Below are 15,577 nucleotides of genomic sequence, written 5' to 3'. Positions count from 1 at the left end.
CCGGGGTTCACACCAGCTCCTTGACCAGCAGTTCGAACCGCAGATCGTCCCGCAGCGGAACACCGAACCGCTCGTCGCCGTACGGGAAGGGGCTCATCTCTCCCGTACGGCGGTAACCGCGCCGCTCGTACCAGGCGATCAGGTCGTTCCGTACGGAGATCACGGTCATGTGCATCGCCCGCGCGCCCCAGGTCTCGCGCGCCGCGCGTTCCGCCTCGGCGAGGACGACCTTCCCCAGGCCCGCCCCCTGGACGGCCGGACTGACCGCGAACATACCGAAGTAGGCGTGGTCGCCTCGGTGTTCGAGGTGACAGCAGGCGACGACGCGGCCGTCCTGTTCGACGGTCAGCAGCCGGCTGTCGGGCGACTTGACGACGTCCCGCACGCCCTCCGGATCGGTCCGCTGCCCTTCGAGGATGTCCGCCTCGGTGGTCCAGCCGGCCCGGCTGGCATCGCCCCGGTAGGCGGACTCGACGAGCGCGACCAGCGTGTCGATGTCGTCCTCGGTGGCGTCACGGAAGGTCGGTGTGATGGCGGCGCTGTCCATGGCGGCGGTTCTCCGGGTTCTCGGGTTTCTCCTGCGGCGCGGGCACCGATGAGCCTAACGCCGAGCGCGGGCACTCCCGCTAGGCTCCGGTGCATGGTGCATGTACTGAGCAGCCGCATCCTTGTCCGTCCCATCGACCCGGAGCGTTCCCGGATCTTCTACGGCGAGCGCCTGGGGCTCGCCGTCCACCGCGAGTTCGGGACCGGGCCGGAGCGGGGCACCGTCTACTTTCTCGGCGGAGGGTTCCTGGAGCTCTCGGGGCGGGCCGAGGAACCCCCGTCGCCGTCCGTACGGCTGTGGCTCCAGGTGGCGGACGTGGCTGCCGCCCACGACGAGTTGGCGTCCCGGGGCGTCGAGATCGTGCGGCCGCCGGTGAAGGAGCCGTGGGGGCTCGTCGAGATGTGGATCGCCGACCCGGACGGCACCCGGATCGTGCTGGTGGAGGTACCGGCCGACCATCCGCTGCGGTACCGGCCCGGCATCTGACGCCCCGGAGCCGGAGGCGCAACTCGCCCGGCGGCGCCGTGAGTTCCTCCCTCGGGGCATGCCGCAACCCCCTTCACCTGCGGTGCTCCGGAGCGCGCTCCCCCGCGTACTCCCTTGCGCTCGCATGCGCACCGCCCGGCGTGGGCATCCCTTCGACGGAGGTCCCGGAACCGGGATCGAGGGGGAGGTTCGTGTGCACGGTCCGGCTTCGCCCGGGTGGCTGCTGGTCGCGCTGTGCGCCGCGACCGGGGCGTACTGCCTGCTGCGGATGCGCAGCACCGCCGGGGAACAGCGCCGGGCCGCGGGTGGCGAGGCGCTGATGGGCTTCGGCATGGCCGCGATGGCCGTGCCCGCCGCCGTACTGACCCCGCCGCGCTGGGCCTGGCTGGTGTACACGGCCGTGTTCGGCACGGCCGCGCTGCGCGCCCTGTGGGCCACCCGCACCGGGCCGCACCATCTGCACCACCTCGTGGGGGCGTTCGCCATGGCCTACATGGCGTCCGCGATGGCCGCCGCCCCCGGTCACCACCACGGGTCGGGCAGCTCCGGGGTCCCTGCGCTGACGGCGACACTGCTCCTCTACTTCACCGGGTACGTGCTGCTGTCCGGCGTCCGCCTGGTGTCCGTACCGGTCCTGGCCACCGGCGGCGGGGGCCCGACAGGCTCGCCCGGCTGGGGCGACCGGCCCGAACTGGTGCGCGCCTGCCGGTTGTCCATGGGGATCGCGACGCTCGCCATGCTGATCACGCTCTGACGCCACGAAACCGTGGTCTGCGTCACTTTGCCGCCACGGACCGTAGGTGTGAGCGCCGCCCCGCTCATAGGGTGAACGCATGATGGTCCCCGCGGCACTGTTGCTGCTCGGCGCGCTGACCGCCGTCGTCGCCCCGCGGCTGCTCGCGCGCGCCGACTGGCCGGACCGTGAGCCGGTGGTCGCCCTGTGGGTATGGCAGTGCGTGGTGGCGGCCGTGCTGATGTGCTGCGTGCTGTCGATGACGCTGAGCGCGGCGGCGGCCTGGCAGGCCGTACGCGGCCATGTGTTCGCCCCGGCGCCGCACGCGGTCGTGGAGGCGTACGTCCTCGGCGCCTCCCGCCCCTGGGCCGCGGCGACGGCCGTGACGCTTGCCTGCGGCGGGCTGTGGACCGCGGCGATGCTCGTCCGTGAGGTCGTACGGGCGCGCCGTCGGCGCAGGCTGCGGCGGGCCGAACTCCTCGTCCGCGCCCCGCTGTTGCCCGGCGAGGAGCCGCGTCCCGACCGGCTCGTGGTGCTGGAGGGCGAGCGCGCCGACGCCTGGTGGCTGACCGGCACCGCACCCGGACTGGTCGTCACCACGGCCGCGCTGCGCCGACTCAACGGGCGTCAGCTGGACGCCGTTCTCGCGCACGAGCAGGGGCACGCGCGGGCCCGCCACGACTGGCTGCTGCACTGTTCGGGCGCGCTGGCGGGCGGGTTTCCGCAGGTGCCCGTCTTCGCCTCGTTCCGGGACGAGATGCACCGGCTGGTGGAACTCGCCGCCGACGACATGGCCTCCCGCCGCTTCGGCCGTGTGACGACCGCCCTCGCCCTGGTCGAACTCAACAAGGACCGGGGCGTGTTCGGCCCGTCCCCGACCCCGCAGGCCCATCTCCCTCTGCGGGTGCGCAGGTTGCTGACCGCACCGGACCGGCTGACGGCGGGCCGAAGGCTGCGCCTGACGGCGGCCGCGGCCCTGGTTCCGGTGATCCCGGTACTGGTGGCGTTCGCACCCGGGTTGCGGGCGCTCGGGTAGCGCGTCGCCGGTCACCGCTCGCCGGCACCTGCCGGGTGCCGCCTACACCCACCCGTGCCGCCCCAGCGGCACGACTGCCCGCGGGCAGGGTGGGGCCGGTTGGCCTCCGGCCCGGCGGGTCGGCGAGGATCGATTCATGCGCTCCCCCCACCTCACCTCCCGGCTCCGACACCCCGCCCGTCTCCAGGCCGTCCGCGTCGCCGTCGCCCTGGCCCTCGCGTCCGTGCTCCTGCTGACCCTGGTCGCGGTGGACTGGCACCCGTTGATCGCCCTCGACGGTGACATCGCGCGCACCACCCACCGTTGGGCGGTCGACGAACCCGGGCTCACGCACACCTTCCGGATCCTCACCGACTGGGTGTGGGACCCGCTGACGATGCGCCTGCTGGCCGCGGCCGTAGCGGTGTGGCTGGTGTGGCGGCACTCGGCGTGGTGGCTCGCGCTGTGGCTGGTGGCCACCTGTGCGCTGGGCACGTTGCTCCAGCAGGGACTGAAGGCGGCGGTCGGCCGCGCCCGCCCCGTCTGGCCCGATCCCGTCGACTCCGCCCACTACGCGGCCTTCCCCTCCGGCCACGCGATGACCGCCACGGTGGTGTGCGGGCTCCTGCTGTGGCTGCTGCGCCGGTACGAGGCCGGGCGTGCCGTGTGGCGTACGGCGGTCGCCGTGGCGGTGCTCTCGGTCGCGGGCGCCGGCCTGACCCGGATCTGGCTCGGCGTCCACTGGCCGTCGGACGTGCTCGGCGGCTGGCTCCTCGGGGCGCTGGTGGTGGCGCTGGCAGTGGCGTCGTACGGGCGGTTCGAGCGGGCGGGCAAGCGAGCGGCGCTGACCTCCCGCTGCACTGCGGAGACACACGACAGCGGACGAGGCGGGCCGTACGCCGGATAAGGTCCGGCGCATGGCTGCCGTGCTGTTCGACTTCTCCGGGACCCTCTTCCGTATCGAGTCCTCCGACTCCTGGCTGCGCGCCGTGCTCGCCGAGCGCGGTGTCGTCCTGCCCGAGCCGGAGGTCGCCGTGGCGGCGCGGGCGCTGGAGTCAGCGGGAGCGCTGCCCGGCGGCGCCTCTCCGGAGCGGTTGCCGCAGGCGTTGGCCGACCTGTGGGGGATCCGCGATCGGAGCGCCGAGCTGCACCGGGCCGCGTACACCGGCCTCGCCCGTCAAGTGCCGCTGCCCGACCCGGCGTTGTACGACGCGTTGTACGAGCGGCACATGACCCCGGCCGCGTGGAGCCCGTACGCCGATGCCGTCGAGGTGCTGGGCGCGCTGCGGGAGCGCGGGATCTCCGTCGGGGTGGTCAGCAACATCGGCTGGGATCTGCGTCCCGTCTTCCGGGCGCACGGGCTGGACCCGTACATCGACACGTACGTCCTGTCGTACGAGCACGGCATCCAGAAGCCGGACCCGCGTCTGTTCGCGGTGGCCTGCGAGGCGCTCGACGTCGCCCCGCACGACGTGCTCATGGTCGGCGACGACCGGCGCGCGGACGGGGGCGCGTCGGAGTTGGGGTGCGCGGTGCACTTCGTGGACCATCTGCCGGTGTCGCAACGGCCGGACGGGCTACGGCCGGTGCTGGAGCTGGCGGGCTGAGACCTAGGCGGGAAGGGCACGTCGGCCTGAGGTGATCCCCCGCGTCACCCCAGACAGACGGCCGTCCGGAACGGCCCGTACGGGTCGCTCCGGCCGCGTCGACCTCAGTCAGCTGACAAAAAGTCAACGCGGAAGTAACAGCATGTCCCCACGCGGCGCCTCGGTCAATGAGGAATTGCTGTGGCGTTGGCAGGACATGCGTGTCCCGCCGGACACAGAGGTGTCCGGCGGGACGTGGGAGAGCGGTCCGCAGGTGACGGTCAGTCGAAGTAGTCCGGCTGCGTCTGGACGTTCAGCTCGGGCACGCGGACCTTGTTGGCCGGGTTCGTGCGCCGGTCGTCGAGCTTCAGGACGTCGAGGCCCTTGGCGATGTCGTTCGAGTAGATGTAGCCGTTGTAGTAGTACGTCGACCACGGGCCGGCCGTCGTGACGCGGTCGGTGCTGACCGGGCCGCGCTCGAAGAAGCCGATCTCCTTGGGCTTCGAGGAGTCGGTGAAGTCCCAGACGGAGACACCGCCCTGGTACCAGGCCTGGACCATGATGTCCTTGCCCTTGACCGGGATCAGCGAGCCGTTGTGGGCCACGCAGACCTCGGTGTCCGCCTGGTAGCGGGGGATCTTGAAGTAGCTGCGGAAGACGAGCTTGCGCTTGTCGCCCTTGCCAACGATGTCGTAGATGCCGTCGGCGCCACGGTTCGGACCGATCTCCGCGTTGCAGGTGGCCGCTCCGCCGCCGCCCAACTCGTCCGTAAAGACGACCTTGTTGGCCTTCTGGTTGAAGGTCGCCGAGTGCCAGAACGCGAAGTTCACGTTGTCCTGGACCTGGTCGATGACCTTCGGGTGCTCGGGGTCCTTGATGGAGAACAGGATGCCGTCGCCCATGCAGGCGCCCGCCGCGAGGTCCTCCGAGGGCAGCACGGTGATGTCGTGGCAGCCGGTGGTCTTGGAGACGCCCGGGTTGGTGGGCGAACCGGGGTTGCCGCCGCCGTCGGGGCCCTCACCGGGGAAGAGGACCGGGAAGCCGACAACTGCCGCCTTCTCGGGGGCCTTTCGCGGCACCTTGATGACCGAGATGCCGTCGTGCGGCGGCTGGCAGTCGGGGAAGGCGGCGCTCGGCGAGTACGAGGAGACGTAGATGTAGACGTTCTTGCGCTTGGGCACCAGCGTGTGGGTGTGCGAGCCGCAGTCGGTCTCCACGGCGGCGACGTACTTCGGGTTCGCCTTGTCCGTGATGTCGAAGACCTTCATGCCCTCCCACGACGACTTCTCGGTCGCGGGCTGCGAGACGCTTTTGCAACTGCTGTCGTTGCGCGAGGAGTCGGTGGACAGGAAGAGCAGGTTCCCGGAGACCGAGATGTCGTTCTGGCTGCCGGGGCACAGCACCTGGGCGACGGTCTGCGGGGCCTTCGGGTTGCTGATGTCGAAGATGCGGAAGCCGTCGTAGTTGCCGGCGAAGGCGTACTTCCCCTGGAAGGCGAGGTCCGTGTTGGCGCCGGGCAGCGCGTCCTTGGGGATGTTCGTGAGGTGCGTGATGTTGTCGGAGTGGACGATCTCGTCCACGCCGGGTATCTCACCCTCGGCCAGGGCCTTCTTGACCTGGGCCTGCACACTCTTCGAGATCTTCTCCGGCACCGTCGGGCCGTCCCCCGGGTCGGGGGTCGCGGCCGCCGGACCGGCGGTCAGCAGCGCGGCCAGCAGTCCGGCCGCCGCGGCGGCGACTCCCAGACGTCTGGGCCGCGTTCGGGGATTGTTTAACAGGGTCACTGCGTCCTCCCTGGTAGCCGTTCGGGTCAGAACGGTTCACGTTCCTCCGAAGTATCGTCTTCATCATGCACTGATCAACAGTGAGCAATGCACTTGTCATAAAAGTTTCTGATCACGGGCGAATGGAAGCGTGCTAGGACGGACACAGCACTCACGAGGTGTCCCTCAACTCACCTGACCCAGGAGGCTGTTGTGCCCGTCCGTCGCGCGTCCCGTACCTTCCGCCCGGTCCTGGCCGCGCTCGCGCTCACCCTCGCTCTCAGCGCCTGCGACTCGTCCTCGCCCTCATCCTCGGACGCCAAGTCCCCGAAGACGGGCGGGCCTTCGGTGATCGCGCCCGGCCTGCCCGGTGAGGCGGCTCAGACGCTGTCCCCCGAGGAGGCGAAGGCCAAGCTGCCCGACGACTCGCCCAACTCGGCGGATCTCTCGTACGCCCGCAGGATGATCGAGCATCATGCCCAGGCGATCGAGCTCACCGAACTCGTCCCCGAGCGCGCGGCGTCGGCATCGGTGAAGCGGCTGGCCGAGCGCATCGCCGCCGCTCAGCGCCCTGAAATCGCCTCGATGCAAGGGTGGTTGAAGGACCACGGCAGCGACGACAAGATGACCGGGCACAGCCACGGGGCGATGCCCGGCATGGCGACCGAGGCGCAGCTCGCCCAACTGCGCGCGGCGAAGGGGAAGGCGTTCGACAAGCTGTTCCTCACGTTGATGATCACGCATCACGAGGGGGCCGTCACCATGGCCACCGAGGTGAAGGGGCAGGGCAACAACGTCCGGGTCGAGGAGATGGCCGACGACGTGATCGCTCAGCAGACGAGCGAGATCAACAGGATGCGCGGAATGTAGCCGGGGTACGCCGCGTTGGACCCGCCCGCCCTCAAGGCCCCCGCTCAGCGCCGGGCATGACGGGGCGTCAGAAATCCGGCGTCGCGGGCCTGCGAGATCATCCTGAGGGACCGGCGCCGGCTGTGCCCGGTCGCGCACATCACGGCGAGAACAGGGTCGGCGCCCTCTTCCTGAGCGGCCCGGTACTCCTCCGCGACCAGCCACCGCCCCTCGACGCCACGCGGCCAGGCGGGCCGGGCGCGCCGGGGCCGCGGGCACACGTCAGTCGATCCGCTCCCCCCGGGCCCGTATCCGCACGTCTCGAAGAGCGGACCCTCGATCCAGTCCGCGAGCGCCGCCAGATCGTCGAGCGACAGCGCCGGCTGCGCCCGTACGTCCTCGATGGAGACGCCCGCCTCGCGGACCACGGCGAGTAGGTCGACCTGGGCGCCGTCGGTGAAGGCGAGCCGGACCTCGTACCACGCTGTCGTCGCCGAGCCCTCGTGTTCCCGCACTTCCCAGGCGGGCCGCACCGTCACCGTGCCCTGCGTCGGGCAGCGACCGGAAAGATGAAGAAAGGATGCTTCCAGCACATACTGAACGTAACCGCATGATCACATTCCATACGAACGGACACGCGCGCCCGGACGGCTCGGCACCCTGTCAGAGCAGCTCCGGCGGTGCGATCCTGAAAGTGTCAGCAACAGGGAGTTCCGTCGTGTCCCGCAGTGAGGGGATCGCCGTGCTGCGTGTCGCCGTCGTGGGTTCGGGTCCGAGTGGGGTCTACACCGCCCAGAGCCTGGTCCAGCAGGACCCGGAGGTGCTGGTCGACGTCCTCGACCGGCTGCCCGCGCCGTACGGTCTGGTGCGGTACGGGGTGGCGCCCGACCACGAGAAGATCAAGTCGCTGCAGAACAGTCTGCGTACGGTCCTGGAACACGAACGGGTGCGTTTCCTGGGCGGCGTTCCGGTCGGTTCCGGACCCGGCGAGCTGCCGGGCGCCCGGCTGCGGGAGCTGTACCACGCGGTGGTGTACTGCGTGGGCGCCGCCACCGACCGCCACCTGGGGATTCCTGGCGAGGAGCTGCCGGGCAGCTGGTCCGCGACCCAGTTCGTGTCCTGGTACAGCGCCCATCCGGACGCGGTCGCCGACACCTTCGTCCACGGGGCGCGTACCGCCGTGGTCATCGGCGTCGGGAACGTGGCGGTCGACGTGGCCAGGATGCTGGCGCGCGGCCCGGCCGAACTGAGCCCCACCGACATGCCGCAGGCGGCGCTCACCGCGCTGACCGCGAACCGGGTGACCGACATCCACATGGTCGGCCGACGCGGCCCCTCGCAGGCCCGCTTCACCACCAAGGAGCTGCGCGAGCTGGGCTCCCTGCCGGACACCCAGGTCGTCGTCGACGAGGCCGAGTCGGCGCTCGATCCCGGGTACGCCGACCCGTCCGCCCTGCCCGCCGCGCAACGCCGCAACGTGGAGGCGCTCCGCGGCTGGGCCGCCCTGCCTCCCACCGGCGCGGGCCGCCGCATCCGGCTGCGCTTCTTCCGCCGTCCGGTCGAGCTGCTGGCCGCCGGGGGCCGGGTGGGGGCGGTGCGTTTCGAGCGGACGGTGCCGGACGGGACCGGCGGGGTGACGGGCACCGGGCAGTACGAGGACATCGAGGCGCAGCTCGTGCTCCGCTCGGTCGGCTATCGCGGCGTCCCGGTCGACGGGCTGCCGTTCGACGCGGTCCTGGGCACGGTGCCCCATCTCGCGGGGCGCGTCCTGCGGGACGGCAGACCCTCCCCGGGCGAGTACGTGGCCGGCTGGATCAAACGCGGCCCGACCGGTGTCATCGGCACCAACCGCCCCTGCGCCAAGGAGACGGCGACCTCCCTGCTCGCGGACGCCGCCGGACTCGTACGGCGGGAGAGGCCCGGCGACCCGCTGATTGAACTGCGCGCGGCGGGATTCCGGCCGGTCGGCTGGGCGGGCTGGCAGGCCATCGAACGGGCCGAGGCGGAGCTCGGCGCCACGCTGGGCCGCGGCACCGTGAAGCTCCCCGACTGGGAGTCGCTGCTCGCGGCGGCGCAGGGGGCGGACGCCCCGTAAGGGACGCCGCAGCGCGCTGTCCGAGGGGGCTGTCGCTGCTGCCGGTGGCGGGCAACTGGGCGGCGGCGGGGTGGGTTCGGCGGAGTTCGGGGAGCCGAGGAACCTGGCGCTGGCCGCCTTCGTACTGGCTGTCGTGCTCGGTGTGCAGCGGTTCGCGCCGGTGTTCCTGAGCCGGATCGCGGTACTGACGGGCATCGTGGTGGGGCTGACCGTGGCCGTTCCTTTCGGCTTCACGGACTTCGACGGGGTCGGGGACGCCGACTGGGTCGGCATCAGCACGCCGTTCCATTTCGGGGCGCCCACCTTCGAGGCCTCGGCGATCATCTCCATGCTGGTGGTGGCGCTCGTGACGATGACCGAGACGACCGGTGACCTGATCGCGGTCGGCGAGATGACCGGCCGGAAGATCGAGCCGCGCTCCCTCGCCGACGGGCTGCGCGCCGACGGTTTCTCCACCGTCCTCGGCAGCGTCTTCAACACCTTCCCGTACACGGCGTACGCGCAGAACGTGGGCCTCGTCGGGACCCGGGTGCGCAGCCGCTGGGTCGTGGCGGCCGCCGGCGGCATTCTCGTGCCGCTCGGCCTGCCGCCCAAGCTCGGCGCCGTGGTCGCGGCCATACCGGCGCCGGTGCTGGGCGGTGCGGGGCTGGTGATGTTCGGGACGGTCGCCGCGAGCGGGCTGCGGACGCTTGCCGGGGTCGAGTTCCGGGACAACCACAATCTGACGGTCGTGGCGGTCTCGGTGCCCGTGGGCATGCTGCCGGTCGGCGTGCCCACGGTGTACGCGAAGTTCCGGGACTGGTTCCAGACGGTGATGAACAGCGGCATCAGCGCGGGCTGCCTGACGGCGATCCCGCTGAACCTGCTGTTCAACCACCTTGCGGGGAGGAGCGGTTCAGCCGGTGGCGCCTCCGCCGAGGCGGTCGGCCTGGCGGACGGCGGCGGTCAGGACACTGTCGAGAAGTCCCGGGAAGAGGTCGTCTAGGTCGTCCCGGCGCAGGCCGTTCATCTTCGCCGTGCCCCGGTAGACCTGGCGGATCACCCCGCTCTCGCGCAGCACCCGGAAGTGGTGCGTGGTCGTGGACTTGGTGACCGGCAGCACGAAATGCGAACACGAGAGCTCGTCGTCGGTGGCGGCGAGCTCTCGCACGACCTGGAGCCGCATCGGGTCGGAGAGCGCGTGCAGCACCCCCTCCAGCCGGATCTCCTCGCACCCAGGGTGCGCAAGAGCGCGGCTGCCGGGGGCGGTGGCTGCGGTGGTCACGGCGGCTCCAGGTCGTCGGTTCGTCAGTTCGTCTGCGTTCCGGAATCCCATTGTACGAGAACTCTCGTAGTTTGACATCCACCGTACTACGATGCCTATCGTATGAGTCGTCCAGCGACCTCGTGACGTACGACGAGACGAAAGGGAGTCCGCCGTGAGCGCGCTCTTCGAGCCCTACCGCCTCCGTGACCTGACCATCCCCAACCGCGTGTGGATGGCGCCGATGTGCCAGTACTCCGCGACGCCCGAGGGCCCGGAGACCGGCGCCCCGAACGACTGGCACTTCGCGCACTACGCGGCACGCGCCGCCGGAGGCACCGGCCTGATCCTCGTCGAGGCGACCGCCGTCAGCCCGGAGGGCCGGATCACTCCGTACGACCTCGGCATCTGGAACGACACGCAGGTCGAGGCGTTGCGGCGGATCACCCGCTTCCTGGTGTCCCAGGGCACGATTCCGGGGATCCAGCTGGCCCATGCCGGCCGAAAGTCGTCCACCGGTCTGCCCTGGGAGGGCGGCGCGCCGATCGGCCCGGACGCGCTCGGCTGGCAGCCGGTCGGCGCGAGCCCACTGCCGTTCGACGAGAAGCACCCGGTCCCGACCGAGTTGACGGTCGATCAGATCACGGACGTCGTCGGCCAGTTCGCGGACGCGGCCCGGCGCGCCCTCGACGCGGGCTTCGAGGTCGCCGAGATCCACGGCGCACACGGCTATCTGATCAACGGTTTCCTGTCCCCGCACTCCAACCACCGCACCGACGCCTACGGCGGCTCGTACGAGAACCGGGTCCGCTTCGCGCTCGAAGTCGTCGACGCCGTACGGGCGGTGTGGCCCGCGGACAAGCCGCTGTTCTTCCGTATCTCGGCGACGGACTGGCTGGCGGACGGCGGCTGGAGCGCCGACGACACCGTCCGCTTCGCCGCCGACCTCCACGCCCACGGCATCGACCTGCTCGACGTCTCGACCGGCGGCAACGTCTCCGGCGTACGCATTCCGACCGGCCCGGGCTACCAAGTCCCCTTTGCCGCACGGGTGAAGGCCGAGACGTCGCTGCCCGTCGGCGCCGTGGGAATGATCACCGACCCGGAGCAGGCCGAGAAGATCCTTGCCAACGGCGAGGCCGACGCGGTGCTGTTGGGCCGCGAGTTGCTGCGCAACCCGTCGTGGGCCCGGCAGGCGGCCCGTGAACTGGGCGGCGAGGTGCATGTGCCGAACCAGTACCACCGGTCGGTGTGAGTCCAGCAAGCCCCCTGGCGAATCGGGGAGTTGTCGTCAGCGCCTGTTCATCCACCCGGGATCAGCTCTTCCCGAACCAGCGCGCGGGAACGGCGGCGGCCAGCCTCCGGTATCCCTCGGGGTTCAGATGCAGCCAGTCGCCGTCGTGGAGGTCCGCGCGCAGCCTCCCCGGATCGGCCGGATCGCGGACCGCTCGGTCGAAGTCGACGACGGCGTCGAAGACGCCACCGGTGCGGATCCAGTCGTTCACGGCCTGCCGGGTCGTCTCGCGCAGGCCCGCCGGATCGTCGTACGGCGTGTTACCGCGGAAGGGCGTCAGCGTGGCGCCGTAGACGCGGATGCCCTGGGCGTGTGCGCGGACGACGATCTGTCGGTAGGCGGCGATGAGGTCGTCGGTGACGCGCTGCTGGGCGGCCGAGGTCGGCTCGGCGGTGCCGATGTCGTTGACGCCCTCGAAGACGATCAGCCAGGAGACGCCGCTGTGCGCCAGGATGTCCCGGTCGAGGCGGGCGAGGGCGTTGGGCCCGAGGCCGTCGTTGAGGACCCGGTTACCACCGGCCGCCTGGTTGAGTACGGCGATCCGGTTGCCGCCCGGAAGGCCCCGGAGCCGGTCCAGGAGCTGGTCGGGCCAGCGGTTGTTGCCGTTGGTCGTGGAACTCCGGCCGTCGGACAGTGAGTCGCCCAGCACCGCGACGGCCCGCGTGTCCGGTGGGGAGAGCACCTCGACGTCGCTGAGCAGGTACCAGTGGTTGACCGGGGTGGCTCCGGCCAGATCCTGCTCGGCCGTGCCGTCGCCGGTGCGGAGGTACGAGGTGGTGCGCGAGCCCGGGTGCGAGGTGAGCGCGAGCGAGGCCTGGCCGTTCGCGAGGTACGTCGTCACGGTCAGGTTGGTCGCGGGGCGCAGCCCGAAGTCCAGCGGGTCGGAGACGACCTGGGCACCGGCGGGGACGGTGGTGGACCGGCGTCCGGCGAACGTCACCTCGCGCAGGGTGCCGGGTTCGATCGCGCTGACCCCGGCCCGGCCCTCCAGCGGGAGGGCGACCGTCACGGCGGTCAGGGGCAGCGGGGTGGTGCCGAAGGCGTTGGAGAAGCGGAGCCGGACGCGCTCACCGCCGGTGGTGACGCGCACCGTCTGGCGCAGGGTGGTGTCGACGAGGACGGCGCGTTCCCCGGTGAAGGGCGCGGGCGGCATGTTGCCGGGCTCGGTGAGCTGTGGCATCGACGTCCAGGTGTTGACCCAGCGCAGGGCGGACCGGCCCGGGTCGGCGGCCGTCGACTGCGGGCTCCTGACCAGGGCCACCACGACGGAGGACACCACCACTACGGCCAGCACGAACACACAGGTGGCGACCAGGTGGGTGAGCGCTGCTCTGGCGGACGGCCGCTGGGGCCTGGGCGGCTGCGCGAGATGGGGGGACTTCACGGGCCGGGTGCCTCTCTCTGTCCGGGACGTTTTCTGGGGATCCGTCGGGCGTCGTCATCTGGCTGGGGGGCTGGTTCGGGTCGGGTGGCGGGAGCGACGACCGGGTGCGCGCTCGTGGCACGCACCCGGTCATCGCCCGGCGGTGCTCAACCGGCCGTGCAGACCGCTGCGTTGAGCGTGAAGCCGGACGGCGCCGCGCTGTCGCCGGCAGGGGTGGACACGTCCTTGTCCCTTCCTGATCACGGCTCGCGGGGTAACGCGTGGCGGAAGTGGAAGTCCCGCTCTGCGAAGCCGCCCGCCGCATCGTGGCATGAGCATGGCCGCCATGGAAGCGCTCCCACACGTCGAAAATATTCGCCGCTCAGCGGCTGCGGACCTGCCCGGGAGCACGGCGGGGCGGCTGAGAACACACCCATCGGATTCGGCGCCGGGAACCAGCCATCCCCCTTCCCCCTGCGGCTGCTCGCGGATGGCCGGCGGCGTCGCACATGCCCGTGCCGTCGCAGGCGGGCTCAGCCGAGGGTGCGCCCTGGGGGACGGCGGCCCGGCTCGACATCGCCGGACACCGCACCACATCGCACCGCTCTCGCTGTCGGCGACGACCGGGAACCGGGGACCCGGTGAGGGCTCCTCACCGCTGCTCCCCCGCCCCCGCTTCCCCGTCTCCTTCCACACGTGTCAGCCCGTGTCGGCGCGCGTCAGCGCGTGTTGCGCCCCCACATCGGGTCGAACCGCTCCCACGCCTCGTCCCACTCCTCCATCCGCCGCCGCTGCAACCGGCCGCGCAGGAGACGCCAGCCGACGTACGGCACGGTCGCCCCGCTCGCGCCCGCCAGGGCGCCGACCAGCGCGGCCCTGAGACGGGCCTCGGACTCGGTGGCGGGCTTCGACACCAGGCGGCCCTGCGGATCCGTCCAGACCGTCGCCGGGCTGCCCGCGGTGCTGCCCGAGTCGACGCGGGCCTGACCCGTGTGCCGGGTGCCGTCGGCGGCGGTCCAGCGGACCTTCGCCCACACCTTCTCGCTGCCGACGGTGCCGGGCGCGTCCTCGACGACCAGCGCCGTCACCGGACGCCACTCGGCGCGCTCTCGCGCGAGTCCCTGTTCGACGGAGTGGGCCGCCACCAGCCCGACGAGGACTCCGGTGAGCGCGATGAGCGCCCAGGTGGCCAGTACGGCCCACCCCTCCACGGCGTCCACCCGTCGTCTCAGCGGATTGCGCCGCCAACGCCACAGCCACACCCTCGGACCACGGAATGCCGCCATCGAAGGCATCCTCCTCACGCGCACACGGACTTGCCCTGCCGTCCTCCCATACGCGCGGTGCGCCGCCGTTGCTCACGACTCACCGGAGGTATCCGCCACATCCCGCCGACAAACCGCCCTGACCTGCGACGACGCTGTTTCCAGAGGTGACTGTCAGTGGTGGGGTGCAGACTGGCCGATGACTGGACATAGACGTCCCGGAGGTGATCGGCATGACCGAGGTACTGCTCACGGTCGGCACGCGCAAGGGCCTGTTCATCGGGCACCGGCGCGGTGGCACGTGGGAGTTCGACGACAGCCCTTCTTTCAACGCACAGGCCGTGTACTCGGTCGCGATCGACACCCGGCGCGAGATCCCGAGGCTGCTGGTCGGCGGCGACAGCGCGCACTGGGGGCCGTCGGTCTTCCACTCCGACGACCTGGGCCGGACCTGGACCGAACCGGAGCGGCCCGCCGTCAAGTTCCCCAAGGACACGGGCGCTTCGCTGGAGCGCGTCTGGCAGCTCCATCCCTCCACGGCGGAGGCGGACGTGGTGTACGCGGGCACGGAACCGGCGGCGCTGTACCGCTCCGAGGACCGCGGTGAGTCCTTCGAGCTGGTCCGCCCGCTGTGGGAACACCCCACCCGTTCCCGATGGGTGCCGGGCGGTGGCGGTGAGGGCCTGCACACGATCGTCACCGACCAGCGTGACCCGCGCGCGATGACGGTCGCCATCTCGACGGCCGGAGTGTTCCGCACGGCCGACGGCGGCACCAGCTGGGCCCCGTCCAACTCCGGTGTCTCCGCGGTGTTCCTGCCGGATCCGAACCCGGAGTTCGGCCAGTGCGTGCACAAGGTCGCGAAGGACTCGGCCAACCCGGACCGGCTGTACCTGCAGAACCACTGGGGGGTGTACCGGAGCGACGACGCGGGCGGGAAGTGGACGGACATCGGCGCCGACCTCCCCTCGACGTTCGGTTTCGCGGTGGCGGCCCATCCGCACCGCGGGGACACGGCATACGTCTTCCCGATCAACGCCGACGCCGACCGCGTCCCCGCCGAACGCCGCTGCCGCGTCTTCCGTACGGCGGACGCGGGCAGGAGCTGGGAACCCCTGTCGGCCGGGCTGCCCCAGGAAGACCACTACGGCACGGTGCTGCGCGACGCGCTGTGCACGGACAACGCGGACCCGGCGGGCGTCTACTTCGGCAACCGCAACGGCGAGGTGTACGCGTCGGCGGACGACGGCGACAGCTGGCAGCAGCTGGCGTCCCATCTGCCGGACGTGCTGTGCGTGCGGGCAGCGGTGATCGACTGAGGACCGGTCACAAAGGGCG

14 protein-coding genes and 2 pseudogenes are annotated in these 15,577 nt (G+C 71.4%); 10 read left to right on the top strand and 6 right to left on the bottom strand.

Features of this window, described 5'->3' with window-relative positions:
- Positions 1–7: 7 nt before the first annotated feature.
- Positions 8–571, bottom strand: a pseudogene (locus ADL01_RS29655) (GNAT family N-acetyltransferase); the annotation flags it as partial.
- Between the two features lie 69 nt (positions 572–640).
- Here ADL01_RS29655 and ADL01_RS29650 point away from each other — a divergent pair.
- The 5 genes from ADL01_RS29650 (at position 641) to ADL01_RS29630 (ending at position 4,388) form a co-directional block, all read left to right on the top strand.
- Positions 641–1,033: a VOC family protein gene (locus ADL01_RS29650; RefSeq protein ID WP_053745072.1), complete on the top strand. Its 393-nt coding sequence runs from the start codon at positions 641–643 to the stop codon at positions 1,031–1,033.
- 193 nt (positions 1,034–1,226) lie between these two features.
- On the top strand, positions 1,227–1,787 hold the full coding sequence (locus tag ADL01_RS29645) for a DUF5134 domain-containing protein (RefSeq protein WP_053745090.1): 561 nt from the start codon (positions 1,227–1,229) through the stop codon (positions 1,785–1,787).
- Between the two features lie 79 nt (positions 1,788–1,866).
- Complete coding sequence (locus ADL01_RS29640) at positions 1,867–2,802, top strand: M56 family metallopeptidase (RefSeq protein ID WP_053745071.1); 936 nt, start codon at positions 1,867–1,869, stop codon at positions 2,800–2,802.
- A 136-nt stretch (positions 2,803–2,938) separates the two neighbouring features.
- Positions 2,939–3,688 carry a phosphatase PAP2 family protein gene (locus tag ADL01_RS29635; protein ID WP_078960819.1) on the top strand — a complete coding sequence of 250 codons (750 nt, stop codon included), beginning with the start codon at positions 2,939–2,941 and terminating at the stop codon, positions 3,686–3,688.
- Positions 3,689–3,698: 10 nt separating this feature from the next.
- A complete protein-coding gene (locus ADL01_RS29630; protein ID WP_053745070.1) occupies positions 3,699–4,388 on the top strand; it encodes an HAD family hydrolase in 690 nt (229 codons plus the stop codon).
- Positions 4,389–4,648: 260 nt separating this feature from the next.
- On the opposite strand, the gene ADL01_RS29625 is transcribed toward ADL01_RS29630, so the two are convergent.
- On the bottom strand, positions 4,649–6,151 hold the full coding sequence (locus ADL01_RS29625) for an LVIVD repeat-containing protein (protein ID WP_053745069.1): 1,503 nt from the start codon (positions 6,149–6,151) through the stop codon (positions 4,649–4,651).
- A 192-nt stretch (positions 6,152–6,343) separates the two neighbouring features.
- On the opposite strand from ADL01_RS29625, the gene ADL01_RS29620 reads away from it, so the two are divergent.
- Positions 6,344–7,000: a DUF305 domain-containing protein gene (locus ADL01_RS29620; protein WP_053745068.1), complete on the top strand. Its 657-nt coding sequence runs from the start codon at positions 6,344–6,346 to the stop codon at positions 6,998–7,000.
- A 44-nt stretch (positions 7,001–7,044) separates the two neighbouring features.
- On the opposite strand, the gene ADL01_RS29615 is transcribed toward ADL01_RS29620, so the two are convergent.
- Positions 7,045–7,518 carry a DUF6214 family protein gene (locus tag ADL01_RS29615; protein WP_053745089.1) on the bottom strand — a complete coding sequence of 158 codons (474 nt, stop codon included), beginning with the start codon at positions 7,516–7,518 and terminating at the stop codon, positions 7,045–7,047.
- Positions 7,519–7,721: 203 nt separating this feature from the next.
- On the opposite strand from ADL01_RS29615, the gene ADL01_RS29610 reads away from it, so the two are divergent.
- Both ADL01_RS29610 and ADL01_RS29605 read left to right on the top strand, forming a co-directional pair.
- Positions 7,722–9,074 (top strand): FAD-dependent oxidoreductase, encoded by a 1,353-nt coding sequence (locus ADL01_RS29610; RefSeq protein WP_053745088.1) that lies wholly within the window; start codon positions 7,722–7,724, stop codon positions 9,072–9,074.
- Positions 9,075–9,100: 26 nt separating this feature from the next.
- Positions 9,101–10,059: pseudogene (locus ADL01_RS29605) on the top strand (nucleobase:cation symporter-2 family protein); the annotation flags it as partial.
- Here the strand turns inward: ADL01_RS29605 and ADL01_RS29600 are convergent.
- Positions 9,970–10,338, bottom strand: coding sequence for an ArsR/SmtB family transcription factor (locus ADL01_RS29600; protein WP_053745067.1), 369 nt, complete (start codon positions 10,336–10,338; stop codon positions 9,970–9,972). The pseudogene ADL01_RS29605 and the gene ADL01_RS29600 overlap by 90 nt on opposite strands.
- A gap of 154 nt (positions 10,339–10,492) precedes the next feature.
- Between ADL01_RS29600 and ADL01_RS29595 the strand changes: the two genes are divergently transcribed.
- On the top strand, positions 10,493–11,572 hold the full coding sequence (locus ADL01_RS29595; RefSeq protein WP_053745066.1) for an NADH:flavin oxidoreductase/NADH oxidase: 1,080 nt from the start codon (positions 10,493–10,495) through the stop codon (positions 11,570–11,572).
- A 61-nt stretch (positions 11,573–11,633) separates the two neighbouring features.
- Here ADL01_RS29595 and ADL01_RS29590 read toward each other — a convergent pair whose 3' ends face one another.
- Complete coding sequence (locus ADL01_RS29590; RefSeq protein ID WP_053745087.1) at positions 11,634–12,926, bottom strand: SGNH/GDSL hydrolase family protein; 1,293 nt, start codon at positions 12,924–12,926, stop codon at positions 11,634–11,636.
- Positions 12,927–13,693: 767 nt separating this feature from the next.
- Positions 13,694–14,260 carry a hypothetical protein gene (locus ADL01_RS29585; protein WP_053745065.1) on the bottom strand — a complete coding sequence of 189 codons (567 nt, stop codon included), beginning with the start codon at positions 14,258–14,260 and terminating at the stop codon, positions 13,694–13,696.
- A 212-nt stretch (positions 14,261–14,472) separates the two neighbouring features.
- Between ADL01_RS29585 and ADL01_RS29580 the strand changes: the two genes are divergently transcribed.
- Positions 14,473–15,558 (top strand): WD40/YVTN/BNR-like repeat-containing protein, encoded by a 1,086-nt coding sequence (locus tag ADL01_RS29580; RefSeq protein WP_053745064.1) that lies wholly within the window; start codon positions 14,473–14,475, stop codon positions 15,556–15,558.
- The last annotated feature ends 19 nt before the right edge of the window (positions 15,559–15,577 follow it).

Source organism: Streptomyces sp. NRRL WC-3618 (assembly GCF_001280005.1).
Taxonomy (GTDB): Bacteria; Actinomycetota; Actinomycetes; order Streptomycetales; family Streptomycetaceae; genus Streptomyces.
Note: the sequence above shows the minus strand (reverse complement) of the source record. Positions and strands in the feature narration are given on the sequence as shown.

Bases quoted from the DNA above. Each gene is read 5' to 3' on its own strand.
- ADL01_RS29650 (WP_053745072.1), top strand. From the start codon at position 641: ATGGTGCATGTACTGAGCAGCCGCATCCTTGTCCGTCCCATCGACCCG.
- ADL01_RS29640 (WP_053745071.1), top strand. From the start codon at position 1,867: ATGATGGTCCCCGCGGCACTGTTGCTGCTCGGCGCGCTGACCGCCGTC.
- ADL01_RS29635 (WP_078960819.1), top strand. From the start codon at position 2,939: ATGCGCTCCCCCCACCTCACCTCCCGGCTCCGACACCCCGCCCGTCTC.
- ADL01_RS29630 (WP_053745070.1), top strand. From the start codon at position 3,699: ATGGCTGCCGTGCTGTTCGACTTCTCCGGGACCCTCTTCCGTATCGAG.
- ADL01_RS29585 (WP_053745065.1), bottom strand. From the start codon at position 14,260: ATGGCGGCATTCCGTGGTCCGAGGGTGTGGCTGTGGCGTTGGCGGCGC.
- ADL01_RS29580 (WP_053745064.1), top strand. From the start codon at position 14,473: ATGACCGAGGTACTGCTCACGGTCGGCACGCGCAAGGGCCTGTTCATC.